Below are 26567 nucleotides of genomic sequence, written 5' to 3'. Positions count from 1 at the left end.
GCGCCTCCGGGCATTTTAGCAAATCAACCGGCAGTTCTCCCAGGGGCACAGTCGCCTTTCGCTCCGCGAAAGTACGCGTCTGGGAACGGTGAAATGTGCAGCAACGATCCTACAACTGCGGTGGAAAGACGCGCCCTTTCACGGAGTGAAAGGCGACTATTGCCCACGGCTGTGCGCACAATACTCATCTTCTCGCGGCCAAAGATCAGCTTCGGTTTGATTTTTGTCGCCCGCTTTTTTCATCGATTCGCCTGACGCGAGAATCTTGCGGATGATCGCAGCGCGGAGCTGGTCCTGTTCTTTGCGCATCACCACATCCGCGGCACGGTCGAAGAATTTTCTACCTTCGATCCAGGTTTGTTCGCAGCGCGCGAGCGTCGATAGCGGCGGGCCGTTCCAAATGACGAAGTCGGCGTGCTTGCCGGCTTCGAGCGAGCCGACGTACTTGTCGATGCGCAGTTGCTTGGCCGGATTGAGCGTGACGAACTTCAGCGCGTCGACTTCGGGCACGCCGCCGTACTTCATCGCCTTGGCGGCTTCGTGGTTGAGATGGCGGGCCAGTTCGCGGTCGTCGCTGTTGAACGACACGCTCACGCCAGCGCGGTGCATCAGCAGTCCGTTGTGCGGAATCGCGTCGAGCACTTCAAATTTGTATCCCCACCAATCGCTGAACGATGAACCCGCAGCGCCGTGGCGAGCAATGGCGTCGGCCACTTTGTAACCCTCCAGAATGTGCTGCAGCGTCGCCACCTGCACGCCGTGCTGTTCGCAGACTTGCAGCAGCGCGAGGATTTCGTCCTGCCGATAACTGTGGCAGTGGATCAAGCGAGTTCCTTCGATCACTTCGACGAGCGCATCGAGCTCCAGATCACGACGCGGCGGCAAGCCTTCGTGATTCTGCTTCCAGAGTTGCAGGCGGCGGCGATAATCTTTCGCACTAACCATCGCATCCTGCAGAATCTGTTCGACGCCCATCCGCGATTGCGGATAACGCTTCGTGTACTTTTCGCCCCAGTTGCTTTGCTTCACGTTTTCGCCGAGCGCGAACTTGATGCCGGCCGGCGCTTCGCGAAAACGCAGCCCTTCGTATGAACTTCCCCAGCGCAGTTTGATCACCTGATTCTGCCCGCCGATAGTGTTGGCGCTGCCGTGCAAGATGTTCGCCGCGGTCACGCCGCCGGCGAGCTGACGATAAATGGTGATGTCGTTGGCATCGACAAAATCGCCGATGCGGACCTCAGCCGTAATCGACTGACCGGCTTCGTTCACGCCGCCATCGGTCGCCATGTGCGAATGACAATCAATGATGCCAGGCGAAATGTGTTTCCCTTTCGCATCGATGACGGTGATCCCCTCGGGAATCTCCTGCTCCTTGCCGACGGCAACGATCTTGCCGGCGCGAATCAGCAGCACGCCGTTTTCGATCACCGGTGGATCGGCCGCCGTCCAAATGGTCGCATTCTTGATGGCGACCATCTCGTGCTGCTCGGGAATTTCCTTCAAACCAAAATCGCCGAGGGGAAAATTCACTTGCGAAACAGCCGGCGAATCGGTTTTGTCTTTGGGCTTTTCCTTGTCGCTCTCTTCTTCTTTCTTATCCCCCTTCGGCTCGGCGGGAGCCTCGCCCTCCCGGAAAGGTGAAGTCCGTTTGCCAGTCAGTTTCGAATGGCTGCCGTCGGCCCAAATCACTTCGCCGCTGATGCGCAGTTCGTTTTCCTTGCCAGCCGCCACCACGCCGCTTGCTCGTGCAACTCCGGCGAGGTCCAGCGGTTTGCCGTCGAAGGAAAACTCAACGACCGCATCGTGCATCTTCAGCGCGGTGAGTTTGTCCGCTTTTTCGAGTTCTTCATTCAACGACCATTTGCCGCTCGGCTTTTCTGCCGTGCCACTGAGCGCGAGATGCACGCGCGAAAACTTCCCCGGCTTGTCGCTGAATTCGAGTTGCCATCGGCCGCGGATATCGACGCGGGCCGCATCCTGCAGTTCGTAACGCTGGCCTTCGACCCAGGTTTCGAGCAGCTTGGTCTTCGTGGCAAACAAGTCGCCATCGGCGACGACGAGGCAGGCGAGTTTGCCCGGCTCGATGCTGCCGAGCGATTTTTCGGCGCCAAGCAACTCCGCCGGCGTGAGCGTGAGCGCCTGCAGCGCTGCGTCGGCAGACAATCCGCGCTGCACCGCGCGGCGAACGTTCGACAAGAAGTCTGCCGTGTTCGTCAAGCCATACGTCGTCAGCGCGATCGGCACGCCAGCGCCGACGAGCCGCGCGGGATTCTCCGGCGCCAGGTCCCAGTGCATCAGCTGTTCGAGCGAAACATCGAGCGAAGCCGCGAGCGTGTCGACATTCGGCGGCTGCGGAAACGACACAGGCACGATGATCGTCCGGCCGGTCTTCTTCACCAGCTCGAGCAAGCGATATTCGCGCCCGATGCCGCGGATGGCGAGCTTCAAACCAAACTCGCGGGCAAAGGCATCGGCCCGCAGCAAAAACTGTTCATCACTGGCATCGGCAATCACCAACTGCGTGCCATCAATGGCGGGCAACAGCGCATCGAGCGATCGATTGGCATCGAGCCGGGGCAACAGCGTATTGGCTGCGGCCGCCGTGCTGGCCTGGCGATACCACTGAGCATCGAGCATCGTTTGCCGGGCCAGAGCAACAGCGCCCATCGGCGAATTGGGATACTCATCGCGCTCGACACCAAAGGGCACCGTCAAGCGAATGTGCTGCGCCACTTTTCCATGCACGATCGTCGGCCGATTCACACCGCCGTTGAGGACGAGCGCGCTTTGGCCCTTGATAATCCCGCCTGCCGGCGCGACGAGCCGCGCGGTAATCCCCTGCGCGCGATACTTGGTGTGGAGTGCTTCCTCAGGCTGATAAAACGCGGCGAGTTCCAGCTCGGGCGTGATCCGCTTGCTCCAGTGACGAGCCGCCGACGGCAACTTGTCGGCAGGAATCTGCTGCTCCGTGAACGCATCGACGAAGCCCGGATAAACGGTCTTCCCTTGCAGATCCCACACTCGGGCTTCTGGCGGCAGGTCGATCTTTTCACCCACGGCGACAATCACGCCGTCGCGAATCAGCACCCGGCCGTTCTCAATCACCTTGCCAGGCCGCTGCACAACCCTGGCATTCACGATGGCCTGCACCCGCGGCGTCCGCTCGCGGAGGCCGGCGACTGGCTCGATCTGTGGCGGCGCGGCGAACGTCGCCCCAGTAACGAGCAAAAGCAAACCGCTGACAAAAATCGGCAAACGCATGGTGCAACTCGTGATGTCGAGCATTCGAGCAATGGCCAAACAGGAACGATGCTGAGCCTAATTGGGACCGCGGCGCGGCGAAAGTATCGGGGGCCCTTTTCTCCTTGTATTCATCACACCCACTGACCGCCTCGGCGGGGGGCGACCACGTTCACAACAGTTGTGGCAGTTTTTGTTTTGTCCAAAGGTATTGATGCGACAAACTTTGCGCAAAAAGGGGCGGAAAGTTTCACAATACTTTCGTTCCGGGCAAAAACCTGCACGAAACCATTTCGTGGTAAGGGCTTGCGAACAAAATACCGCCGATTTTCTAACAACAGTTCACAACACTCGACAATCATTTTGCAGTCACCGATAACAACGTTTTGGCCAAACATCGAGCACCTTGCGAATGATTCCATGGGTGTTTCACAACACTGCCGCGATTGGTTGAGACCGCGCAGCAGTAACCGGCTCGAGGCCCGCGTAGCGCGCGAGACCGAGTGGCGAAAAGAGATTAGACCAACACGCCTGGACAACTCTGGTCCGGCGTAGCCCCGCCAGGTAGCGATTCACGCCAGCGACGCCGTCGCGGCCTTATCTCTCCCCTCGCCCCGTTTCGGGGAGAGGGGTCGGGGGTGAGGGGATAATGCGTGAGTTTGACTCAATTTTCTGGCGAACTGGTCGGCAATCCATAGTGCGTGCTCATTAGCAGACTCTCGCTTCGGTTCACCCCTCACCCCCAGCCCCTCTCCCCGAAGCGGGGCGAGGGGAGCAGGACAGGATGCTGCCTCGCTCGTCGCGACGGCGTCCTCGAGCTTCTTGTTTAGGGAAGCACCGCTGCGGCTATAATCCACTGGCAACCATCCACTCGATGAGGCCACTATGTCGAACGATTTTTCCCGGCGGGATTTTCTGTGCTCGTCGGCAGTCGCTGGAGTTGTCATGGCTTCCACTTGGCCCGCGCGAGCTGCCGAGGACAAATTTGCCGAGCATCCACTCATTGATGCTCACTCCCACGTCTGGTCGCCGGACACGAAGAAGTGGCCGCTCGCGAACGGCAAGACGCAGGCCGATCTCGATCCGCCGAGCTTCACGCCCGAGGAACTTCTGAAGCAGGCGCATCCGGTGAAGGTGGGGCGCGCGGTGTTGATTCAGCATCACACCTATCACAGTTGGGACAACAGCTACCTGATCGATTGCGCGGCGCGATTTCCCGGCACGTTTGCGGTGACCGGCATGCTCGACGACACGCAGCCAGTGCCCGAAAAGCAGATGCCCGAGTTGCTGACAAAGCGCGTCCGAGGCTTTCGGATCACGTCGTGGATTCGCAAGGAAAAATGGCTCAGCGGCGACGGCATGGCCGCGATGTGGAAGACTGGCGGCGAAACCGGCCAGGCCATGTGCTGCCTGATCAATCCCGAAGATCTGCCAGGCGTTGCCGACATGTGCCGTAAGCATCCCGACACGACGGTCGTCATCGATCACTTTGCCCGCATCGGCGTCGATGGTGAAATCCGGGACGCCGATGTGAAGAACCTGCTGGCCCTCGCGCAGCACAAAAAAGTGAACGTCAAACTCTCGGCGTACTACGCGCTAGGTAAGAAGGAGGCGCCCTACGAAGATCTGCTGCCGATGATTCGCCGTGTGCTCACGGCCTTCGGTCCCGAGCGGTGCATGTGGGCCAGCGACGCGCCCTATCAAGTAGTGAAGGGGCACACTTACGCGGCTTCGATCGCGCTGCTTCGCGACCGCGCAGGACTATCGGCCGGCGATCAAGAGCAGTTGTTTCGGAAGACGGCTGAGCGAATTTACTTTGCCTAGAACAGCGAATTTACTTCGCCTAGAAAGCCGTCATCGCGTCAGCACCAGTTCGTAGTTCAGCTGCTCTTTCACCACCTTCACTTTCAGCGGTGTTTGCAGGGCTGAATCGTACTTGGCCGGGATCGGCCGGTTTCGCAATGTGCGCAGGTAGATCGCATACTTCGTTTGCGCGTCGGCTTCCATGCTGCGAAACTCACGCGGCGCGGGCGCCTCCATCACGAGCACGCGATGTTCACAGACGGCGGCCCCCGGTTGCGACTTCATGCCACAAGTGAGCGTAAACTTGCCCGCCTCATCGGTGGTAGCGGTCGAATTGTATTCGGCGCCGAACTCGTCCAACTGCGGGATGAACTGAACGTAGGCGTTGGGGAGCGGGCTGCCATTGAGCAACACGACCCCTTCCACCGGCGTGATCTGCGGCGGGACTTTTGCGCAGCCAGCAGCGATAACGAGCACACCCAGGCTCAAAATACAAATAAATTTGACGGTCGTCATCGGATTTCCTTAAAAGCTGACGACTTCACCCGAGCCGCGCGTCGACAGTTGCTGCAGCAGCAGCAGCCCTGCGCCGTTGCCGGTCAGCGTGAGGAATTGTGTCGAGCCGTCGACCATCACGAAGACTGCGCCACCAGGATGGCCGCTGCCGAACGCGCACATCCGGTCATCTTCCTGTGCCACTGTGGGAGTCGTACCCGCAGCCAGTTTGTAATTGATCGGAACTGGCGTGCTGCCGATGTAATCTTGCGCGGCGTAGTAATTCGCCCAGGCCCAGCCGCCGGTTGTTTCCATATCTTTAAAGGCCGGATCCTTGTGATACCGCTCGCCAAACATCAGCGTGCTCGAGGTGCCGTCGGTCACTTCCGCCATGCGGACCGCGCTATTAATCCAAAACATGCCATCTGTTTTTTGGTACGTCACAAACCACGCCCGCGTGCCGCCATTGGCCATGTAGCTGTTCTGGCCGAAGTAATAGATGGCTCCGCCCGAGGCCGTATAAGTCGTCACCTTTTTCACCGGATCGGATGGGCACAACAGAATCTTCACGACCTGAGCGCCGATCGAAGTCGGACTGCCGCAGTTGGCGTATTCGCGTTGCGTGAGGTCAATTGATTTCTTCAGATTGTCTTGCTCGATGAAAGGAAAAATCTGCTCAAAGATCGAGGCAAACTGATTAGGAATTGGTGGACTGGTGACGGTGCCGGACGTCACGAGTTGGTTAGTGGAAGCTATTGCACCAGAGGCGCCGCTGATGGGCAGATTGACGCCCGAGGGAAAGCGCAGATACGTGTCATGAAACATCTGCGTCGACAGACCGAGTTGCCGCTGACCATTCATGCACTGCGCACGCCGGGCTGCTTCGCGCGCTGCCTGCACGGCGGGGAGCAGCAACGCGACCAGCACGCCGATGATGGCAATCACCACCAAGAGCTCGACCAGAGTAAAGGCGCGGCGGTTTTTCATCGTCAAACTCACGAAGGTTTTGGTTTGGTGCTACGAGGCAAGCTGTTGAACTGGTGACGGCGTCAGGGATGGCGATCTTCGGATTGGAGGAGCGAAGAAACTTGATCTTCGATGTCGCGAACCGACTGCCAATCGTTTTGATACGAAGCCGGCACGAAGCGCGATTGCTGGGCGGCGGCGTACGCTTTTTCCAGCGAAGTGCCGGCCCAGCGGAACTCGAGAAACGCGGTCTTCACCTTTTCGGCGAGTTCCGGTTTCAACTGATGGGCGTAGGCGAAACACGCCGGCGGATAGGCCTTGGATTTGTAGATCGAGCGGATCGACTTTTCGGCAACGTCGCCGCGACCGATGATTCGCCGCAGCAGATCACTGGCCACGGGCGCTGCGTCGCCGCGATTTTTTGCAATCACTTCGATGGCTTGTTCTTGGCCGCTGACAAACACGGGGGTGTAGTCGCGTTCGGGCTGCAGATTGAAATCATTCCACAGGATCATCAGCGGGGCTTTGAAACCAGAGTGCGAATACATCGACGCGAAGAACACTTTCTCGGCGCCCTTGAGCTGCGACACTTTCGTCACGCGACTGTCGGCAGGGACGATGATCTCCATCTCATAACCAAATTTGCCTGCCTCATCGGCCATGACGCAAAAGGGAACAGCGCCACCTTCGTTCACATTGAGCGTCACGGCGCCCGTGTTCAAACAGGCCAGATGAATCTTGCCAGCGTGAAAATCGCGAGCCTGTTGCAAGGTGGGCGGGGTGGCCTCGCTGGACGAGAGTGAAGTTGGTTCGGGTCGCAGAGTGAGATGCACCTGCTTGCCGGTTACTTGTTGCAGGTGAGAAACGAAATCGGACCACTGCTGGGTCTCGCTTGCCAGGTCGCGACCGAGGATTTCGAACTCTAAAGTTTCTGGATCAAGCCATAGCGCCGGATCCTCGGGCGCGTCGGCGACCAGATCGCCATTTTTGTCCGTTAGGCTTTGCGACAGACGCTTGGGCGATCGCAGGGCGAGCTTCACGATGGCTAGGAAGTCGACCGGCGGCGGCGTTTCGCGTTGCGCCTGACTGTAAAGCAGGCCGAAAACTCCCAGCACGACAACGATGGCTGGGATTGCGACGAACAACAGGCTCTTGAACGAGAACTTCGCAGACTTATTAGATGCGGCTCGCGCGGCAGTTACTTCGCCCGTCATAAAACGCGTCTCGGTGAGCGGCGTGACTAATCGCGTTCAGGGTATAGGTTGCGCTAGCGTCCTCAATAAAGGTTGTGTGTATGTTTGATGAAGATCGATGGTGGGGCAGAACGTGCGCGCTGAAAAATTCTGCCAAATTCCGCGTCTTAACGCAGTTCCGCACCTGAGACAAACGAAACCGTGGCGCCGGGATACTCGGCAAAGACGGCAGCGTATTCGGGGATGGCGCAGAGCAGTCGCTGGAGCTCGCGTTGATTGCGCTGGCGAGAGAGTTGGGGCAGCGCTTCGCTGGAAACTCCCAGCGGCGTGTCGACGAAGGTGTCGCGGCCGAGAACTTCCTGCTTCCCTTTCCGCGAGGTCCAGACAAACAGACCGACGAAGCTGAAGAGAAGCATCGTGATCAGGCGCGATATTGCGTGGTCCTCTTCAGCCGCCTGCTCCCGTTTCCAGCTACGTTCGCAGTGAATGCGAAAGATCGCGACAGCATTGACGCTGCCATGAGTAACTGGGCAAACCAGGTTGCTCGGCAGCAGTCCCTGTTTGACAGCGTGAGCCACACGCTCGGCAGCGTTGAGCGGAATCGCCGTTTCGCCGGCGGCTACGCGCAGTGCCGACAATCGCGGCACTCGCACGCTCCGCCGGCAACCGGGGCACTCGAGCTCAGTGCCCGCCTGCGTCGCTTCGACCGGCACATCGCGTCCGCATGGGCAGGAAGTGGTGTAGGGCATGGCTGGGCTGGTTTAGGAAATTCGATTCGGCAGTTGTTGCTGATAAGTATGCAGCCCAGCGGCAATTTCTGTGCGGGGCGGTTCGGCTTGCATTTGCAGCAGTAGGGATTTGATCCGCTCGGCGCGTTCCACGGAATTCTGCGCGACCTCCTGCGTCTCGCAACCCACATTCGTCAACTCATAATCTGCTCGGCGGCGCGATTCATACAAATGCGAAAGGTACCGAGCCGCCTCGATTCCGATCGGATTGCGCGATGCCATCAGCGGCTTATGTAGGTCGTGATCTTTGCCGGCGGGGAAGTTCAACTCGGCAAGAAAGAGACGCACCAGATGAAAGGCGCAATAGTAGGCTCGGCTGGTTGCCGTCCTGGCATTCGCAGCATCGTTTTGTGAGTGGGCGGCCAACTTGCCTGCTTGCGCCAGGAATGCCTCCGGTTTCATTCGAAAACCACCGCCAGGCGGATGTCCATGGCTTCCACTGGATATTGTCTATCAAGTTCCTTGAACACTTCTGCCTCTTTGTCGACCACTTCTCTAGTCGATCCCTGGCCACGAACGATAAATGTGTACCATTTCGATTCCGGATCGTCGGGCGCGCTAGCAATTTCCACTTCTACCGGGCCGGGAAAATACTGTGCGCACAGTTCGCGGGCGAAAATCATCGCCGGTGAATCAATCGGAAAGAGGGCCGGCCGTGATTTCTGTTCGAGATGACTGATCCGCTGCAGGGCGTTTTCCACTTTGGCGCGCAGCAGAATCAGTTCCTGTTCGACCTCGTTGCCGGATGAGGTTGCTGCCGGTTGAGCAATCATGAATTTCGCTTCCCACATCACCTGAAAACGGATTTTCCTGCAAACTCATCTTAGCTAACAACTTCGAGAAAATCCCCGTCCAATCCTGCGGCAACTCCGGTCGTTCCGCCCCTTTCTGCTGCCGCCAAAACGTGATAAGTTTGTGAGATTTTACTCGGCACGCGGCAATTGCGCTGGGAGTGCGCGCTGAAGCCGAATAATGGACGCTCGTGACGAGTGAAATCGCCCGGAAGCGTGTGATCTGCGTACTCGCAGCAACAACACGCCCGTCTCTCCGCCAAACTCCTGTTCCCTTTGATTTCCAAGGATTGATCGCTCGTGCCAAAGCGAACCGACCTGAAAAAGATTCTGCTCATCGGCTCTGGTCCCATTGTCATCGGCCAGGCCTGTGAATTCGATTACTCGGGCACGCAGGCTTGCAAAGCCCTGCGCGAAGAGGGGTACAGCGTGGTGCTGGTCAACAGCAATCCCGCCACGATCATGACCGACCCCGAGATGGCCGACAGCACTTACATCGAGCCGCTCACCTGGGAGATCGTCGAAAAGATCATCGAAAAGGAACGCCCCGACGCGATCTTGCCGACGCTCGGCGGTCAAACCGGTCTCAACCTGGCCATGGATCTCGCCAAGCACGGCGTGCTGAAAAAGTACAACTGCGAAATGATCGGCGCCCGGCCCGATGTCATCGCCAAAGCCGAAGAGCGCGAGCTCTTCAAGCAAGCGATGCACAAAATCGGCCTCGGCGTGTGCAAGGGCGAAACCGTCAAAACCGTCGAACACGCGCGCAAGGTGCTCGCTGAGGTCGGCCTGCCCGCGATCATTCGCCCCAGCTTCACGATGGGCGGCAGCGGTTCGGGCATTGCCTACAACCGCGAAGAATTCGACCGCATGGTGCGGAACGGCCTCGATTTGTCGCCGGTCACCGAAGTGCTGGTCGAGGAATCGATCATCGGTTGGAAAGAATACGAAATGGAAGTCGTCCGCGACATGGACGACAACGTGGTCATCATCTGCTCGATCGAAAACTTCGATCCGATGGGCGTCCACACCGGCGACTCGATCACGGTCGCGCCGGCCCAGACGCTGAGCGACAAAGAATATCAGCGGATGCGCGATGCGAGCATCGCCGTTATTCGCGAGATCGGCGTCGAGACCGGCGGCTCGAACATTCAATTTGCGATCAATCCGAAAAACGGCCGGATGATTGTCATCGAAATGAATCCGCGCGTGAGTCGCTCCAGCGCGCTCGCCAGCAAAGCGACGGGCTTTCCCATCGCCAAGATCGCCGCCAAGCTTGCGGTTGGTTTCCGCCTGCACGAACTGGCCAACGACATCACTCGCAAGACGTTGGCCTGCTTCGAACCTGCCATCGATTATGTCGTGACGAAGATCCCACGCTTCGCTTTCGAAAAATTCCCCGAAGCCGACGCCACGCTCATGACGCAAATGAAAAGCGTCGGCGAAACGATGGCCATCGGCCGCACGTTCAAGGAGTCGTTTCAAAAGGCCCTGCGTGGTCTCGAGGTCGGCGCGTTCGGCTTTGGTTGCGACAGCAAGGATTTGTGGGGCACGCCGCATCAACCATCGAACGACGACATCCGCGGCAAGCTCGCCGTGCCGAACGCTGATCGCGTGTGGCACTTGCGGTATGCGATCAAAAGCGGCATGAGCCCGGCCGAGTTGTATCAAATCACCAACATCGATCCGTGGTTCCTCGATCAGCTGTACGCCATCGTGCAGATGGAAGACAAGCTCCGCGCGATCGGCAGCGTGAGCAATTGCGACGACGCCACGCTCCGCGAAGCGAAGCAGTTCGGATTTTCCGACCGTCAGCTGGCCACGCTGTGGGGCGTCACCGAGATGGATGTTCGCGCCAATCGCAAGGGCCGCAACATCATCCCCACGTACAAGGCAGTCGATACTTGCGCCGCCGAATTCGAAGCTTACACGCCCTACTTCTACTCGACCTACGAGCAGGAAGACGAAGTGCCGGCCGCCAAGCCCGATAAAAAGCGGATCATGATTCTCGGCGGCGGCCCGAACCGCATTGGCCAGGGGATCGAGTTCGATTATTGCTGCTGCCATGCGAGCTTTGCTCTCCGCGAACTCGGCATCGAATCGGTGATGGTCAACAGCAACCCGGAAACCGTCAGCACCGACTACGACACCAGCGATCTGCTGTTCTTCGAACCTCTCACGACCGAAGACGTCCTCAACATCTTCGATCGCATCAACCCAATCGGCGTGATTGTGCAGTTTGGTGGTCAGACGCCGCTGAACCTCTCGCGCGCTTTGCACAACGCCGGCGTGCCGATCATCGGCACCAGCGTCGATACCATCGAAGCAGCTGAAGACCGCGAGAAGTTTGCCAAGATTCTGAACGAGCTCGGCTTGAAGCAGCCGGCCAACGGTATCGCCCGCAACATGAATCAAGCCCGCGCGGAAGTTGTCCGCATCGGCTTCCCTTGCCTCGTTCGTCCCAGCTTCGTGCTCGGCGGCCGGGCGATGGAAATCTGCTACGACCACACGCAGTTCGAACGCTTTGTCGCCGAAGCCTTTGTCGTCGCGCAGGATAAGCCGGTTCTCATCGACCGTTTCCTCGAGGATGCCACCGAAGTCGACGTTGACTGCATTTGCGACGGCGAAAATGTGATCATCAGCGGCATCATGGAGCACATCGAAGAAGCCGGCGTCCACTCGGGCGACTCGGCCTGTGCAATTCCGCCCTACAGCTTGCCTGGTCCGGTGGTGCAAGAGATTCGCGAAGCCACGGCTGCCATGGCTCGGCACTTGCGAGTTATTGGTTTGATGAACGTGCAGTTTGCGGTGAAGAAGGAAGAAGGCAAGATGGCCGTGTATGTGCTCGAGGTGAATCCTCGTGCGAGCCGCACGGTTCCCTTCGTCGCCAAAGCCACCGGCATGCCCGTCGCCAAGGTCGCGGCCAAGGTGATGACCGGGGTGTCGCTGCCTGACCTGGGCATCACGCGCGAGCCGATTCCCGCCGCGGTCAGCGTCAAGGAAAGCGTCTTCCCGTTCCGCAAGTTCGCGGGCGTCGATATTGTGCTCGGCCCCGAAATGCGGAGCACGGGCGAAGTGATGGGCATCAGCGAGCGTTTCAGCATCGCCTTTGCCAAGGGTCAACTTGCGGCTGGCACGTTGCTACCGACGAAGGGGTGCATCTTTGTCAGCGTCTCGGCCCGCCACAAGGAAGCCGTCGTCGATCTCGCGCGGCGGCTGAGCACGTTGGGCCATGAGTTAGTTGCCACGGAAGGGACCGCCCGCCGACTGCAGGAATCCGGCATTCCAGTCACGCAAGTGAAGAAGATCGCCGAAGGCCGACCGAACTTGCTCGACCATTTGAACGACGGCCAGATCACGCTGGTCATCAACACGCCCAGTGGCAAGGGTGCCCGCACCGACGAAGGCCGCATCCGCGCCGCCGCCGTGCAGCTGGGCGTTCCCTGCATCACCACCATCCAGGCCGCTGAAGCAGCCGTTAAAGCGATGGAGGCCCTGCGTCACGAATCGATGGAGGTTCAATCCCTCCAGGATCGCTTTGCTGCGAAGAAGAACGAAAGTCCCGCATTGCAACCTGCTACGGTTTAATCGCGGCAGGAACGCTTAAGAAACGACGATTTCCAGCAGTTCCACTGCTGGTTCGCCATCGCAGTAAATCAGGGCAGTGCGGCCGAAGACTTCGCTCCCTACCGGCAATTGAAAATGCTGCGCCAGCTCCGCGCCACAGGTGATGCGATAGATCTGCTTGAGCTCGACCTCGCGCAGCACGTTGTGCTTGATCAGCACGCGGCCGAGCGGCGTTTGTTCCTGGCGGATCTCGTCGCGAACGGCAGGACTCACGGTGTTGAAGTCGAGCCGCACGATGCCGAACTGCACCACGCGGCTGTCGCTCTGCCGGGTGAGCAAAATCTTGCGGCTGTAGTGTTGACCGGTGGTGATGCGATCGAGCACGACGACATCGACGGGGCTGTGATGGTAATGCTCGACCGTCACAGTCATGTGCGAATAGTGCGCGAGCAGGTCACGATAGGCCTGCGGAATTTTATTCGGCGCGACGGCGGTGAACACACCGAGCTCGGCCAGGTCAGCATAGAAAATCGCCGCCAGTTCTTGCAGGTCGGGAATGTCGCTGACTTGATCTGCCATGACTTCAGTTTATCAAAGGGTGTTGGCGGGTGTGGCCGCTTGCGGAATCTTCATTGAGCGAACGAACTGCTCCATGCGGCCTGCCGCGGCGAGTTCTAAAGCACGCGTCGAAATCCCGACAAAAAAGACTTCGTTGCACATGCGTTCGATCTCGTCATGGCCGACGATTTGTCGCACCTCGTCGAGCGGAATTTCGACAAAGTCGGACTTCGGTCGCAACAGATGAAAATCAGGAAGGGCTTTCCAAATCGCGTTTTTCGCCGCCACCAGAATCCGTAAGTCGGGTGCAAACCAATAGCTAACGATCTCTCCTTCCCATAAGTCGAACCACCAGTTGCGCGCGTCGCTGAGACTCGGCAGCTGCAAGGGAAAGAGAGGTGTTTGCTGGATCGTGACGTAGTCAAACTGCTGTTCGAAGGAGGGAGCGGCGGAAATGAGCAGACATTTGCTGCAGCTGCTGTCTCGACATCCAAACCATTGCGACGACTTGCCACTCTCTTCAACGAGCCATTGCTTGAATGCTGTCAGCGACTTAATGGCTGTCACATCGGCGTGGCTTGGCATGTCCGCGACCCGTCGTTACTTCTGCGGATTGATTTGCGGCGTGATTTGCAGAACCGGCGGCGGTGCACTCGCGGCAGACGAGTGATCGAGCACGCTGTCGATTAGATAGTAGAGCAGGCGGCGAAGTTCTTCCGGCTGAATTTCGTCGGCGATCGCTTCGGCCCGCTCGCGATGCTTGTCGATCAGTCGGGCCGCTTTTTCAAAGGCCCCAGCTTCGTTATACAACTGCCGCACACGGGCCAGACGAGCTGGACCATCGAGTTGCGAATTCGTAACCAGCGACAACAGCTCTTCCTGCTTCGACGCGTTCAGCCCTTCGATCGCGAGAGCCCAGAGAACCGTTGGCCGGCCGCCGAGCGTATCGCCGCCGGCTGCGAGCTTGTTGTGGTTGTCGCCGTCCCAGTCGTTCAGATCATTCAGAATCTGAAAAGCGACACCCAGGTTGCGGGCGAATTGCTTCATCGGCTCGGCGTAGGCTTCGGCCGGTCCCGCCAATCGGCAACCGCTGTAGAGAGCCGCTTCGAAAGCAGGGGATGTTTTCAGGGCGTAGATTTTGAGGGCATCGATGGGCTTGAGTCGCTTGTCGCGCGCATCACGCCAAAGCAACTCAGCGCCTTGGCCTTCGCTCAAGCGGAGGTGGGCATCGGCGAGACAGTTCAAAATATCAGCGACGGCGTTGCCGCCGAGCGTCGCGGTTTCTTTGCTGACGAGGCGATAACCGAGGCCGATCAGATAATCGCCCACGTTGATCGCCGTGGGAATGCCGAAGCGGCGATGGACGGTTTCTTCGCCGTAGCGGAAGGCGTCTTCGTCTTCGATGTCGTCGTGCACGAGCGAAGCTTTGTGAAATGCTTCGATCGACATAGCAGCGCGGCGAATGGCCAGCGGAACCGCGGCCAGATGCTCGGCGCCATTCGCGAGCGTGCCGTGGCCGCCGGTCAGCGCGTCGTGCACCGCGAGCGTGATGAACGGCCGCGAGTACTTGCCGCCCTTGGCGAGAAAGTCGTGCGCGATCTGCTCAGTCGCGGCAATCGGATCGAGTGCGGCAGCGCTATCGCCGGACTGCAAGCGTTTGCCGCCGCGCAACCGCGGCAACAAAACTTCCAGCTCATCGGGCTTGAATAGATTGGCTGCAGCGCGAAGCAGATGGACGTAGGTGCGAGTTTGCTGCGCGGGCGTGGCCGGTTTGACGCGGATCATGTCCATGACCCAGTCTTCATCGACGCTGGTGTTGCGGCAGTCGCTTGAGAGGAGCGGCACGGCCATGCAAGGAATGCCGGCGAGCAGAATCTTGTCGATCGCTTTTTCCAGCACGTTCAAGCAAGCGACGCCGACGATCGCATCGACGTGGCCGCTGACGATGATCTTCAAAACAATCGGCGAGCCTTCGGCGACGAGCACTTTGTAGCCCATCTTCTCGGCTTCGGCGCGAAAATCGGCGATGCTGCACGCGCCGCAAGTTTTGCACTCCAGACCGAACTCGTCGTAATCGGCGGGGCAACCTTCGGCATGCTTCAAGCAATGCGGCAGCAGGAACAGCCGCCGCGCGGGATCGGTTGCAGCTACCTGGTCGCGCCAAAACTCGCTGCTGAGGACGACCAAGATCCAGCCGAGGAAACCTTCGGGCTGATTGTTGTCGGCGAGCAACTTCCGCGCGATGACTTCCATCTGATCGATGGTCATCGGGTTGGCTTTGTCGAGCGTTGCCGCCAGCGCGACGCACTCCTTTTGCAAGTGCTCGCGCAACTCTTTGGATTCGGGCACCAGTTTCAAATGCGAAGTCTGCCGCCGTTTGCTGCGGCGGGGCGCGGCCAACTCGGGTGGCATCTCAGGCGGATTCAGCGAGTCGGCCAAATGAACGTGGCCGGCATCGGAGTTCGCAATTGAGGGGGCATCAGACAACGGTTGGTCCTCAAAGTCGGTCGATCACGCAGGCGGGATGGCGTCAGGCGGGGCGCTATCGTCAGGCACGCTTCTGCTGCAGCGCTTGTCTCAGTGTACTTACGGTGAAGATCAGCGGATACAACGCTTCATAGTACCACAGTTTGGCAAAGTAGAAGCCGATCGGCGAACTGAGGTGGTGCTCGCCGCGCTCGACTCGTTCGATCAGCCATTCCAGGCCGCGGTTAACCGCAGCAGCGTGCTGGCTGCGATCGGGACAAGCCAATAAACCCTCCAAAGCGAGCGCGGTTTCTTCGACACTGCCGCCATAACTACCATCGGCATTTTGCTGGCGCGCTAGCCATTCCAATCCGCGCAGGGCGGCAGGATCCGACATGCGCGCGGTATCGCGATAGGCCAGCAAAACCTTGGCCGTGCCGTAGATGGGGTTGTCTTCTTCGGGATGGTCTTGATTGCCGAACCAGAGGGGGGACCAACTGCCGTCGGGGTTTTGCTTGCGGGCGAGAAACTCGAAGCCACGAGCGATCGGCTTGGCCACGTAGATCGGCCATTCCCAGGCAGTCAGTGCGCGAATCGCATGCGCCGTGAGGTCGGTTCCACTGCGGTCGAAAGGCAACTTTCCCCAGCCACGACAAAACGTTGGCCATCCTCCGTCGCGATTTTGCAATCGGAGCAGCCATTGGGTTCCCTCGTTGGCGGCTGGTGGTTTCGAGCGATCTCGAGGTTCTAGATCAGTGTCCACCTTTCTCAATTTAATCGCCAAAAGTGCCCCCGGCGTATCATCCGCATCGGGAACCGCGCCGCTCAGATCCGTCCAGCCCCAACCACCCGGATCGGCGCCAGTAAACGGATGACGCTGTTTGTGCTGACACGACAGCAGCCAGTCCCAGCAACGTTCATCGATGTCCTTAACGCCCTCTTCGCCCAGTGCATTGATCGACAACGAAGTCACCCACGTCGCCAGATTGGTATCAATGGGCCAGCTACCGTCTTCGCGCAGACTGTCTTTGATAAACCGCACGCCGGCCTGCGTGACCGCGTGCTTCGCGCGGCCCGTCGCGGCCAGGCTCATCACGACAAAGCTCGTGAGTGGCGTTGCTTCGAGATATCCGCCGCTTTGCGGTTGCATCTTCAGCAGTACGCGCAAGCTCGGTTCTACGCACCAGCCGCGCACGAAACGCGAGTAGGGATTCCACGGCTGGCGATGAAAGTAGTGCGCTTGGCCGATGGCGACGAGTGCGGGAATCGCATAACTCACGACCGGCATCTGCGCGAAGCGATACCAACTTTGCGGAATGCAAGCGAGCTCGAACGGCAGCGGCGAAATCTCTTTCCAGTCGCACAAACCAGCCAGCGCGAGGTTCGTCATGATCGGCACGACAAAGGTTTTGTCGATGCCGTAGCGTTTCTTCAGGCCGGAAATTCCCCCTTTGCTCTCGATGTATTTCCAAGCCCGCGACAGTAGCTCGGCGAACTCTGCTTCGCGCTGGGCGAGATGCACGGCAGCGATAACGAGATACGTCGTCGCGATGTTCGAGTGACTCTTGTCGGTATCGCCGAACCCGCCGTCTTCGTTCTGCTGACGGGCCAGGTATTTCACGCCGGCGTCGATGAGCGGTTGTAGTTCCGCATCATTCGTTTCCCGCGCGACGATGGCCAGCGCGCTGATTGCTGTGGCGGTCGAGAGAGAGGAACTGGCGAGCCGGCCTTCCCAATGGCCATGCGGACCGCGGGCCGCGAGCAGATCGGCGCGGGCGGTTTCATAAGCGGCTTGCAATCGGTTGAAGTCCATCGGTGGCAACATACTCCGCTGCGATCTTGGCTGACAACCGCACACACTTTTTGCAGGAGTTGCTGAAAGGTTTGTCAGCGGCCTGCCATCTCTTTTTGTCAGCAGTCTGGCTGACGATCTTCTCTACGGAACATTCGGCAGAATCGGAGCAGCAACATGACCCAGCACAAGCAACGCGAACGAGGCCCCCGCGCGACCACGCGGCGACGTAGTTTTTTTGAAACGCTCGAGAAGCGTGAAGTTTTCGCACCCCTCCCCGTACTGATGGTAATTGCCGATCGGCAGGACTTCTTCTATCAGGAATACGGCGATACCAAGTTGTCGATCGAACAAGCGGGCCTCACGGTGCAAGTGGCTGCGACCACCACGCAACCCAGCCGGCCCCACTCGGGCAGCGGTGAACCGGCGAATGGTGGCGTGGTCACTCCCGATCTGCCGCTGTCTGCCGTCAATGCTTCGAACTACTCAGCCATTGTCTTCGTCGGCGGCTGGGGTTCGTCGATGTATCAGTACGCCATCAACGGCAACTACTACGATGCCCGCTACAACGGCGATCCAGCCACGAAAGCCATCGTCAACAACTTGATCAGCGATTTCGTTGACCAGGACAAATACGTCACTGCCATCTGCCACGCGACGACGGTGCTGGCCTATGCTCGCGTCGACGGCGTGAGCCCAATCGCCGGCAAGAACGTGACCACGCCGCAAGGTGGCGCGACGGGAACTGGCGGCCCGGGGCTATCGCTCAATGGCGTGAACTACAACTATTTCCAGCTGCAGCAGCGCACGATGATGGAATGGAATGGCGGCATCGTCGCCAACGGCAACTCCATCGGCGACCCAAGTTCCTCTTGGGACGACGTGGTGGTCGATGGCCGAATCATCACCGCGCAAGACAACATCAGCGCTCGCGAATTTGGCCGAGTGATTGCGACTCGGCTAATTGCCGAAGATGTTCCCCCGCCGCCGGTAAATCACGCGCCGGTGATCGGCAATCAAACGTTCTCGCTCGCCGAAGATTCGCCGATCGGTACGACGGCGGGGATGGTGGTGGCCAGCGATCCCGACCTGGGCCAGGAGTTTTCGTATGAGATTCTCGCCGGCAACACGAACGCTGCCTTTGCGATCGACGCATTGACGGGCGCGCTGAATGTCGCCTTTCCTGGTGCGATCGATTTCGAAACGACGCCGCAGTTTCAACTGACGATTCGCGTCACCGACAACGGCACGCCGTCGCTCTTCAGCGATGCAATTGTGACGGTGAATATCGACTACGTCGCTCCGCCCCCGCCGGTGAATACCGCGCCCACGGTGGCTGCCGGACAAACATTTGCTCTTGCCGAGAATTCGGCGGTGGGCACCATCGTGGGATCGGTCGTGGCCAGCGACGCTGATGTCGGACAAACGCTGTCGTACAGCATTGTCGGCGGCAACACGAACGGCGCCTTTGCGATCAATGCCGCGACGGGACAACTGAGCGTGGCGAATCTCGCTGCAGTGGATTTCGAAACCACTCCGGCATTCGATCTGACGATTCGCGTCACCGACAACGGCAATCCCGCCCTCAGCACCGATGCGGTCGTGCGGGTGAACTTGACCGATGTGTACGAAGCGCCGCCGGGACCCGTTTACCGCTCCGGGCCGAATGTGATTGTGCAAGGAACGTCGGGGACTGATTACATCTATGTGTGGACGAACGCTGCCGGCCAACCGATGGTGTGGCTCGCCGGCCAGGTGTATGGCGCGTTCACGCTCGGCGCTGGTGGCCGAGTGATCGTCTATGGCGGTGACGGCGGCGACTATATCTATGCGACCGACAGCACCGCGCCGGTGACGATCTACGGCGAAGGCGGTCACGATCAAATCACCGGCGGCTCGGCGAGCGACATTCTCGACGGCGGCGCTGGCTACGATCGCATCTGGGCGATGGGGGGCAACGACTTGCTCATCGCTGGTCCGAACGGCGCGCTGCTTGACGGCGGCGACGGCAACGACATGCTCGTGGGTGGCGACGCCGATGACCAACTTTACGGCGGCAATGGAAACGACATCCTCATCGGCGGCAAGGGTCACGACAATCTCGAGGGTGGCGCCGGCGAAGACATTCTCATCGGCCGCGGCACGAGCTTCGATTTGAACCTGCTCGCCCTGCAATCGATCTTCGCCGAATGGAATCTCAGTGGCTTGGCCGGCAACACGCGACAAACCTTGACCAGCTCGCTCATCAACGACGGCATGAACGACCGCCTGATCGGCGGCGATGGAGCAGATTGGCTGGAAGTTTTTGCGGGAGATTGCTCGTATCAGTAGTCTTGCATCCTGTTCCCTCTCCTCGGTACTCCGGGGAGAGGGTTAGGGTGAGGGGTTGAAGCGAGTTCTAACTCTTTTGGCTGAATGATCTTCCGGTCTGCTTGCGACGGCAGTGTCTGTACCCAGGGCAGCCCCTCACCCCGGCCCTCTCCCCGGCGTACCGAGGAGAGGGAGTTGGGAGTTACGCAAATTTGCTGAGTGCTGAAAGGTTTTCCCCGCGGGTGACATCTATCTCTGTCGCCCGCATCGTCAGGAGCCCGTAGATCGAAGCCATGCTTCGATCGCGGGACGACGAACCACTCAAGCCGCGTTGGATCACGTAGGCCGAAGCATGGCTTTGGCCTACGTGATCCTGTCGCAACCCGGACCGCCGCCATGAACCGCAACCGCCGTTCCTTCTTCGAGACGCTCGAACGCCGTGAGGTGTTTGCGCCGCTGCCGGTGCTGATGGTGATCGCCGATCAGCGGGACTTTTTCTATCAGGAGTATGGCGACACGCGGCAGTCGCTCGTCGAAGCCGGTCTCACAGTTCGCGTGGCGGCGCGGACGACCAATCCGAGCACGCCGCATCCGAATAGTGGTCAGGGTTCGAGCAGTGGAGTGGTCACGCCTGATCTGCCGTTGTCTGCCGTCAACTCGGCCGATTACTCGGCCATCGTCTTTGTCGGCGGCTGGGGCTCGTCGATGTATCAGTATGCCTTCACCGGCAACTACTACGACGATCACTACGATGGCAATGCCTCAACAATCTGATCAATCAATTCACCACACAGAACAAATACCTCGCTGCCGTGTGCCACGCGACGACGGTGTTGGCTTGGGCTCGCGTGAACGGAGTGAGTCCGCTCGCTGGCAAGAATGTCTCGGTTCCTTGGAATGGTTCGCCGGGCGTGTATTGGAACGGCACGAGCTATAGCCCGACGCAACTGCTGCAGAGCGTGCAAATGACCGCCAATGGCGCGACGCCGCTGCCGCACGGCTCGGTCGGTGATCGGACGACGGATACCGATGATGTGACCGTCGATGGCCGGATCATCACCGCCGAGAACAACTTTTCGGCCCGGCAGTTTGGCCGAGTGATCGCCCAGCGACTGTGGGCCGAAGATACGCCGCCCAATGTCGCGCCGGTAGTAACCGCGGCGAGCTTTGCGATCGATGAAAACAGCGAGCTGGGATCTGCTGTCGGTCAAGTGATTGCGACCGATGCCAATGCGGGGCAAACGCTCAGTTATTCGATCGTCGGTGGCAATACCAACGGCGCGTTTGCGATCAACTCCGCGACTGGACGAATCACGGTCGCGAGTGTGGCCGCAATCAATTTTGAAACGACACCTTCGTTCGCGCTCACGATTCGTGCAACCGACAGCGCCACGCCGTCGCTCAGCGGCGAAGCCATCGCGACGATCACACTGCGCGATATTGCCGAAGCGGTGACTGCCGCGGGGCCGAACGTTCTGGTGCAAGGGACGAGTGGCAGCGATCTGATTACGATCGCGACCAATCCACTGGGGCTGGTCACCGTTGGTTTCAACGGCGTCGCTCACGGGCCGTTCACGCTCGGCGCTGGCGGCCGCGTGATTGTGAACGCCGGCGACGGTGGCGATCGCGTGACAGCGACGAACAGCACTGCGCCGGTGACCGTCTACGGAGAAGACGGCAACGATGTGCTCATCGGCGGTTCGAACGACGACATTTTCGACGGCGGCGCGGGGATCGATCGTCTCATTGGTGGCCTCGGCGCCGACATTCTCTTCGGCGGCGCCGACACCGACATTCTGGAAGGGCGCGAAGGGAACGATTTGATCATCGGCGGCGATGGCGATGATCGAATGATTGGTTTCACCGGCAACGATGTGCTGATCGGCGGCCTGGGTCGCGACATCATCGATGGCGGCATGGGCGAAGATTTGCTGATCGGCGGCCGGACCTCTTACGATGCCAATTCTGTGGCGCTCGCCGCCATTCTCGCTGAGTGGAACTCTGGGGCGGCGCTGGCCACGCGGCGTGCGAATCTGCAAACTGGCTTGGCTGGCGGAGTGCGGGTCGCCGTCGGCGATACGGTGACCGACGACCAGCAGATCGACTGCCTGCTCGGCGGCGAGGGAGATGATTGGTTGCTGTTGCAGGCGAGCGATTACGCCTATCGCGTGATGGCGGGTGATTTGATTTAGTTCGCTCACGGCGAATTTGGCGCGAATGGCGAACCAATTCGGGAAAGAGTAGTCTCTTCCTGCATGCCAGCGATCTCGTCACCCTTGTTGATCCTCGATCTGGACGAAACCCTGATCCATGCGCGGGAATCGCCTCTGCAACGTCCGCCCGATTTTGAAGCGGGGCCGTTTGCCGTTTATCAACGGCCAATGTTGCGCGAGTTTCTGGCTGCCGTCGCGCAGCAATATCGCCTGGCGATCTGGTCGTCGGCCTCTGCCGATTATGTGACCGTGATCGTCGAGCGCATGGCACCGCCAGTGGAACTCGACTTTGTCTGGTCGCGCAGTCGTTGCACTCCTCGCTACCATCTTGAGTTGATGGAGCGATATTGGGTGAAGGATCTGAAGAAGGTCAAACGCCTGGGCTTTGACCTGAGCCGAGTACTGATGGTGGACGATACGCCGAGCAAGCTGGAGCGCAACTTCGGCAACGCGGTCTACGTTCGGCCGTTCGAAGGAGATGCCACCGATGAAGAGTTGCCGCGACTAGCGACTTATTTGTTGTCGCTGGCGGAGTGCGCGGATTTTCGGCGCGTCGAGAAGCGGGGGTGGAGATCGCGAGTCTGAGGTCAGTTCTGCATCGGCCCCTCACCCCGACCCTCTCCCCGGAGTACCGAGGAGAGGGAGTAGTGCGCGTTGCTGCGCAACTTACTCACGCGACAACTACCTACATCACCACTACCACGGTCCGCGGATCGGATACACACCGAGCTGATCGGTGTGGCTCGGCCAGAGGGGTGTGGGCAGGATCGGCGAGCCGCCGTAGCCAGCGCCGGGTTGGTAGTCGCGGTGGAACTGGTGATAGATGGGCACCATTTCTGACTGCGCGACGCCCCAGCTCCAGCTGTTGTGCATCACCGAGGTGGGCGGCACGACGAGGGGCGTGGGTTCGCCGGTTTGCGTATAGGCGTACGGGCCATGCCAGGGGCGCTGGGCCGAGTAGTAGCGGGCAATGCGATCGGCGCGGGTCCGGGGGCCGCCGGCCGAGCATTGGCTGCCGATGAGCAGCAGCGCCGCACCGGCGGCAAACATCACGAGGGCTTTCACAGGAATATCCTCCGGGGGGACGAAGGTCAGGTGGGATTTTAGATTGCAGATTGATGATTTCAGATTGCAGATTGAGGGAGGATTTTCAAATTGCATTTTCTTTCAATCTGCAATCTGCAATCTTCGATCTGCAATTGTTTCGTTTACCAGCGCCAGTTCGGCAGGATGCTCGTGCCGTAGTGCACGTGGGTCCGGGTCAAACCTTGGCCGCCGTTGTAGTAGCGGTGGTACGTCCGGTCGTGCTTGTACATGAACTCATGCGGCATGAGGGGTTGATAGGTGATGTATGTGTGGCCGACGTGGGCCGGCACCGGGCGGGGCGAGAGATAGAGCTCGGCGCCGACGCCGCCGCAGGTTGGCGGCACGTAGTAGTTGTAAAACAGATCGGGTTGGCCGTAGAAGCGATATTGGCAATCGCCGTTGCTGCAGGTGCGGCAGCCGCCAGCGCCGGCGTAGTAGCGCGAGTCGATGTGATCGTGGTGGGCGCTGTGCAACCGCACGCCGTGCGGGCCGCAGCCGTTGGGGCCACAGCTGCTGTCGCCGAAGGCGAATCCGGTATCGAGGGCAAACGCCGGCGCGGCGCACAAGGCAGCCACGACAAAGGCTAGACCGGTGATCGAGCGCAACATGGTCGACTCCTTCCGACAGCAAATGCGGATCTGCGAGCACGGCAGCAACATCCTGTTGCGGCGCTCGGCAGCGGGGGTGGGACAGTTTTTGGTGGGCAATCAGGCGGGGCGGAGGGATGCGTCGCGTGCCATTGGCTTTGCCAGTGCCATTCGGTGTCCAGTCGAGCTTGTCAGGCAAGTTGGATCGCTGTTCAGCACTGGCGGAGTCAAGGGCACATCGACGTTTGAATCCATTCCGTAGGGGTTTTCTCGGCGACGACTCAACGCAACGGTGAGTCATAATGTGCTGTAGAAAACAACTGCAATGGTGGGCGCAGGCACCGCCCGCAACACCGTCAAATCCCGACTTCAAGCGCGCCCGCAAAGTCGCTACAATCCACGCAGTTTGAAGCGCGGCTCCCCGCAGGTAGCCGTGACGTGAGCGCGGGAGTGCAGCGAGGCGCGTGGTCGTGTCGAAACCACTTCAGCCCCTCACCCCAACCCTCTCCCGTTTGATGCAGGTGTAAAGGAGTACGAATTGACCGCCAAGGCTGCGAGCGCTCAGAAATCGCTCGATTTCGATGCAACGGAATCGGAAGACTTCGTCAACAAACGGGCTGTGAAAAAAGGCGCCGATAAGGCAGCGGAAAGTAGCGCCGCAGCAGATGGCGCTGCCGAGGCTAACGGCCAGTCCGAAGCCCATCCTGCCGAAGCGGGGGGCAAACGTCGCTCCACGGCAGAAGCCATGGCGACGAAGCAGAAGGAAATCTCCGTCAGCGAGTTCTTTGCCAAGAACCGCCACCTTCTGGGCTTCGACAATCCGCGCAAAGCTCTCCTTACCACGGTGAAGGAAGCCGTCGACAACTCGCTCGACGCCTGCGAAGAAGCCGGCATCGTCCCCGAAATTTGGGTCACGCTCGAGCCGACGACCAACAACCGCTACAAGGTCAGCATTCAGGACAACGGCCCGGGCATTGTCAAAAAGCAGATCCCGCTGATCTTCGGCAAGCTGCTGTACGGCTCGAAGTTTCACCGTCTGCGGATGAGCCGCGGCCAACAGGGCATCGGCATTAGCGCGGCCGGCATGTATGGCGTGCTCACGACCGGCAAGCCGGTGAAGATCATTTCGAAAACCGGCGCCAAGCAAAAGGCTCACTACTTCGAGCTGCAGATCGACACCAAACGCAATCACCCCGAAATCACCAACGGCAAGGGTGAAGGGGTTGATATCGAAGCCGGTGAAAAAGGCCACCAGCAGATGCTCGACCAGGGCATCGACTGGGCCGCGTTCTATCCCGCCGCAGAAGGGAAGACGCCGCAAGAAGTGAAGAGCGGCACGCGTGTGACCATCGAGCTCGAAGCCAAGTACATTCGCGGCCGCGGCAGCGTCGACGAATATCTCGAACAAACGGCCATCGCCAATCCGCACGTCACGATCCATTACAAGGATCCCGAAGGGCAGGAATCGCACTACAACCGCTCGACCACCGATCTGCCGGCCGAACCGAAGGAAATCAAACCGCATCCGTACGGCGTGGAACTCGGCCGGCTGATGACGATGCTGCAGGACAATAGCTTCAGCACGATCACGCAGTTCCTCACCGAGTCGTTCTCGCGCGTCAGCAACGCCGTGGCCAGTAGCATTTGCGAAGCGGCCAAGATCAGTTCGCGGGCCCATCCCAAACGGATCGGCCGACAAGAAGCGGATGCGCTCTACCAGGCCATTCAAAGCACGAAGATCAGCGCGCCAGCGACCGATTGCTTGTGTCCAATCGGCGAACCGTTGATTCTCAAAGGCTTGGCACACGTCGTGCCCGGCATGTTCTATACGGCTGATACTCGGCCACCGGCCGTTTATCGCGGCAATCCCTTTCAAATTGAAGTGGGGTTGGCCTTCGGTGGCGGCGCGAGCGTGCAGAAAGTTTCGCACGAAGCCCTCGTCGACTTCCTCGCCGAGAGCGACGCTCGCACGATTCGTCAGTTCCTGATGAACACGTTCGACGGTGTCGGCGGCGACGGCGCAGATAAGATCATCGCCGAATCGGGTATCGGCACGCGGCAAAGCCCGGGCAAGCTGGACAAGAAAGAGATCGCCGCGCTGCATGCCGCGATGAAGAACGTCAACCTCACCGAAGGCCAGACGATGCAAGTCATGCGGTACGCCAACCGCGTGCCGCTGCAGTTCTCGATGAGTGCCTGCGCGATCACCCAAGCCGTGATGGCGACGAACTGGCGGGCTTATGGTCTGAACCAAAGTCGCGGCGGTTTGCCCACCGGACCGGTGAGCGTGATGGTGCACATGGCCAGCGTCTGGGTGCCGTTCACCAGCGAATCGAAAGAAGCCATCGCCGGCTATCCCGAGATTCAAAAGGAACTCCGCCTCGGCTTGCAAGCCGTTGGTCGTCGCCTGCAGATGTATCTCAACGCCCGCAACCGCGTGAAGCAAGAAGGCGAACGCCGCAGCGTCTTTCTGCGGTACTTGAACGAAGTCGCCGGCGCGGTGAGTTCGATCAAGGAATACGACGACAAGAAGAAAAAGGACCTTTACGAAAAGCTGCTGGTCGTTGCGAAAAAGAAAACCGCCGAAGCCGACGTCAAACTCGACGAGCGCGGCAAGAAGATCCAGCAACAAGATGACCAGCAATCGCTGGCCGACGACAGCAAGGTGCTGATCGTGCCGCAGGGGGATGAGGCGGAGTAGCGAGCATTTCG

Annotated in this window: 21 protein-coding genes; 8 read left to right on the top strand and 13 right to left on the bottom strand. The window is 59.5% G+C overall.

All coding sequences use genetic code 11. The features are described from left to right. Window positions 1-156 precede the first annotated feature (156 nt). Entirely contained in the window at window positions 157-3261 is a 3105-nt protein-coding gene (locus M9Q49_RS28195; RefSeq protein WP_254512642.1) for an amidohydrolase family protein, read from the bottom strand. Window positions 3262-4185: 924 nt separating this feature from the next. Here M9Q49_RS28195 and M9Q49_RS28190 point away from each other — a divergent pair. Continuing rightward, on the top strand, window positions 4186-5064 hold the full coding sequence (locus M9Q49_RS28190) for an amidohydrolase family protein (RefSeq protein WP_254512641.1): 879 nt from the start codon (window positions 4186-4188) through the stop codon (window positions 5062-5064). A 30-nt stretch (window positions 5065-5094) separates the two neighbouring features. On the opposite strand, the gene M9Q49_RS28185 is transcribed toward M9Q49_RS28190, so the two are convergent. The 6 genes from M9Q49_RS28185 to M9Q49_RS28160 all read right to left on the bottom strand — a co-directional run bounded on the left by M9Q49_RS28185 (window position 5095) and on the right by M9Q49_RS28160 (window position 9258). Further along, window positions 5095-5559, bottom strand: a complete 465-nt coding sequence (locus tag M9Q49_RS28185) for a DUF4198 domain-containing protein (RefSeq protein WP_254512640.1) — start codon at window positions 5557-5559, stop codon at window positions 5095-5097. A 9-nt stretch (window positions 5560-5568) separates the two neighbouring features. Continuing rightward, window positions 5569-6525, bottom strand: a complete 957-nt coding sequence (locus M9Q49_RS28180) for a DUF1559 family PulG-like putative transporter (protein WP_254512639.1) — start codon at window positions 6523-6525, stop codon at window positions 5569-5571. A 62-nt stretch (window positions 6526-6587) separates the two neighbouring features. Next, on the bottom strand, window positions 6588-7718 hold the full coding sequence (locus M9Q49_RS28175; RefSeq protein WP_254512638.1) for a PhnD/SsuA/transferrin family substrate-binding protein: 1131 nt from the start codon (window positions 7716-7718) through the stop codon (window positions 6588-6590). 146 nt (window positions 7719-7864) lie between these two features. Next, window positions 7865-8446 (bottom strand): hypothetical protein, encoded by a 582-nt coding sequence (locus M9Q49_RS28170; protein ID WP_254512637.1) that lies wholly within the window; start codon window positions 8444-8446, stop codon window positions 7865-7867. A gap of 12 nt (window positions 8447-8458) precedes the next feature. Further along, entirely contained in the window at window positions 8459-8887 is a 429-nt protein-coding gene (locus tag M9Q49_RS28165; RefSeq protein ID WP_254512636.1) for a HEPN domain-containing protein, read from the bottom strand. Continuing rightward, window positions 8884-9258 carry a hypothetical protein gene (locus M9Q49_RS28160; RefSeq protein WP_254512635.1) on the bottom strand — a complete coding sequence of 125 codons (375 nt, stop codon included), beginning with the start codon at window positions 9256-9258 and terminating at the stop codon, window positions 8884-8886. Before M9Q49_RS28160 ends, M9Q49_RS28165 begins: the two co-directional genes overlap by 4 nt. 318 nt (window positions 9259-9576) lie before the next feature. Between M9Q49_RS28160 and carB the strand changes: the two genes are divergently transcribed. After that, a complete protein-coding gene (gene carB, locus M9Q49_RS28155; protein ID WP_254512634.1) occupies window positions 9577-12864 on the top strand; it encodes a carbamoyl-phosphate synthase large subunit in 3288 nt (1095 codons plus the stop codon). A gap of 15 nt (window positions 12865-12879) precedes the next feature. Here the strand turns inward: carB and M9Q49_RS28150 are convergent, their stop codons facing one another. The 4 genes from M9Q49_RS28150 to M9Q49_RS28135 all read right to left on the bottom strand — a co-directional run bounded on the left by M9Q49_RS28150 (window position 12880) and on the right by M9Q49_RS28135 (window position 17680). Then, the gene (locus M9Q49_RS28150) at window positions 12880-13422 is read right to left on the bottom strand and encodes a hypothetical protein (protein WP_254512633.1); all 543 of its coding nucleotides are present in this window, start codon (window positions 13420-13422) and stop codon (window positions 12880-12882) included. A 12-nt stretch (window positions 13423-13434) separates the two neighbouring features. Beyond that, entirely contained in the window at window positions 13435-13986 is a 552-nt protein-coding gene (locus M9Q49_RS28145) for a hypothetical protein (RefSeq protein ID WP_254512632.1), read from the bottom strand. 15 nt (window positions 13987-14001) lie between these two features. Next, on the bottom strand, window positions 14002-15813 hold the full coding sequence (locus tag M9Q49_RS28140) for a polyprenyl synthetase family protein (protein WP_254513632.1): 1812 nt from the start codon (window positions 15811-15813) through the stop codon (window positions 14002-14004). A gap of 136 nt (window positions 15814-15949) precedes the next feature. Further along, window positions 15950-17680 carry a prenyltransferase/squalene oxidase repeat-containing protein gene (locus tag M9Q49_RS28135; RefSeq protein WP_254512631.1) on the bottom strand — a complete coding sequence of 577 codons (1731 nt, stop codon included), beginning with the start codon at window positions 17678-17680 and terminating at the stop codon, window positions 15950-15952. A 156-nt stretch (window positions 17681-17836) separates the two neighbouring features. Here M9Q49_RS28135 and M9Q49_RS35595 point away from each other — a divergent pair, with 156 nt between their 5' ends. The 4 genes from M9Q49_RS35595 to M9Q49_RS28110 all read left to right on the top strand — a co-directional run bounded on the left by M9Q49_RS35595 (window position 17837) and on the right by M9Q49_RS28110 (window position 22767). Next, window positions 17837-19990: a cadherin domain-containing protein gene (locus tag M9Q49_RS35595; RefSeq protein ID WP_261365328.1), complete on the top strand. Its 2154-nt coding sequence runs from the start codon at window positions 17837-17839 to the stop codon at window positions 19988-19990. A gap of 375 nt (window positions 19991-20365) precedes the next feature. Then, a complete protein-coding gene (locus tag M9Q49_RS28120; RefSeq protein ID WP_254512630.1) occupies window positions 20366-20743 on the top strand; it encodes a DJ-1/PfpI family protein in 378 nt (125 codons plus the stop codon). Window positions 20744-20781: 38 nt separating this feature from the next. Next, complete coding sequence (locus tag M9Q49_RS28115; RefSeq protein ID WP_254512629.1) at window positions 20782-22161, top strand: cadherin domain-containing protein; 1380 nt, start codon at window positions 20782-20784, stop codon at window positions 22159-22161. Between the two features lie 63 nt (window positions 22162-22224). After that, window positions 22225-22767 (top strand): HAD family hydrolase, encoded by a 543-nt coding sequence (locus M9Q49_RS28110; RefSeq protein WP_254512628.1) that lies wholly within the window; start codon window positions 22225-22227, stop codon window positions 22765-22767. A 111-nt stretch (window positions 22768-22878) separates the two neighbouring features. On the opposite strand, the gene M9Q49_RS28105 is transcribed toward M9Q49_RS28110, so the two are convergent. Together M9Q49_RS28105 and M9Q49_RS28100 are read right to left on the bottom strand one after the other, a co-directional pair. Then, window positions 22879-23343 carry a hypothetical protein gene (locus M9Q49_RS28105; RefSeq protein WP_254512627.1) on the bottom strand — a complete coding sequence of 155 codons (465 nt, stop codon included), beginning with the start codon at window positions 23341-23343 and terminating at the stop codon, window positions 22879-22881. A 47-nt stretch (window positions 23344-23390) separates the two neighbouring features. Continuing rightward, complete coding sequence (locus M9Q49_RS28100; RefSeq protein ID WP_254512626.1) at window positions 23391-23876, bottom strand: hypothetical protein; 486 nt, start codon at window positions 23874-23876, stop codon at window positions 23391-23393. Here M9Q49_RS28100 and M9Q49_RS28095 point away from each other — a divergent pair. Next, window positions 23875-24117, top strand: coding sequence for an MUN domain-containing protein (locus M9Q49_RS28095; protein ID WP_254512625.1), 243 nt, complete (start codon window positions 23875-23877; stop codon window positions 24115-24117). The genes M9Q49_RS28100 and M9Q49_RS28095 overlap by 2 nt on opposite strands. A gap of 276 nt (window positions 24118-24393) precedes the next feature. Then, window positions 24394-26556, top strand: coding sequence for a DNA topoisomerase VI subunit B (locus tag M9Q49_RS28090; RefSeq protein ID WP_254512624.1), 2163 nt, complete (start codon window positions 24394-24396; stop codon window positions 26554-26556). Window positions 26557-26567 lie beyond the last annotated feature (11 nt).

This window comes from Anatilimnocola floriformis (assembly GCF_024256385.1).
Lineage (GTDB): Bacteria > Planctomycetota > Planctomycetia > Pirellulales > Pirellulaceae > Anatilimnocola > Anatilimnocola floriformis.
The sequence above is the reverse complement of the archived record's forward strand: the minus strand, read 5'-3'. Positions and strand labels throughout refer to the sequence as shown.